At 64.3% G+C, this 835-nt stretch carries 1 protein-coding gene; it reads right to left on the minus strand.

The genetic code is table 11. From position 1 onward, the window contains the following. Positions 1-835, minus strand: an 835-nt coding sequence (locus ACLZOT_RS49675) for a ketoacyl-synthetase C-terminal extension domain-containing protein (RefSeq protein WP_416975941.1), incomplete at both ends; no start/stop codon positions are given.

Genomic DNA, 835 nt, shown 5'->3' on the forward strand with positions numbered 1-835 from the left:
CTGAACAACCACACCGTCTCCCCCACCGAAGACACCAGGGCAGGCCCGACCAGATCCGGATGCCCCTCACCCCTGGCCAGAGATCCCACCGCATCCCGCAGAAAAACAGCCCGCCATTCGTGAACCGATCGGCCCCTCCAAAACGACCAACCTATGTCAGCAGAACATCCACCCCACCCGACCAACCGAGCCGCTTGTGCACGCAACGCCTCCTCACTCCGAGCCGACACCACCCACGGAACAACAAGATCCGGAGCACTCCCCGAAACCTCCCCCCCGATTTCCTCCTCCGGCACCTGCTCCACGATCAAATGCGCATTGGTCCCCGACGCCCCGAACGACGAGATTCCAGCCCTCCGCGCCCGCCCCACCTCAGGCCACCCCACCGACTCCCCCACCACCCGCACAGCACCCAACTCCCAATCCACAAACGGCGTAGGAGCATCCACATGCAAACTCCCCGGCACAACCCCCCGACGCAAACCCATCACCATCTTGATAACCCCAGCCACCCCAGCAGCCGCCTGCGTATGCCCGATATTCGACTTCACCGACCCCAGAAGAAGCGGAACCTCACGCCCCTGCCCATACGTCGCAAGAAGCGCCTGAGCCTCAATCGGATCCCCCAACCGCGTCCCCGTCCCATGCCCCTCCACCACATCCACATCCCCGGTCGAAAGCCCACCACTGGCCAACGCCGCCCGAATAACCCGCTCCTGCGAAGGCCCACTGGGCGCGGTCAACCCATTCGAAGCCCCGTCCTGATTGACAGCCGACCCCCGCACCACAGCAAGAACCTTGTGCCCATTCCGCCGAGCATCCGACAACCGCTCCA

Source organism: Streptomyces sp. 4F14 (genome assembly GCF_048159485.1).
Lineage (GTDB): Bacteria > Actinomycetota > Actinomycetes > Streptomycetales > Streptomycetaceae > Streptomyces.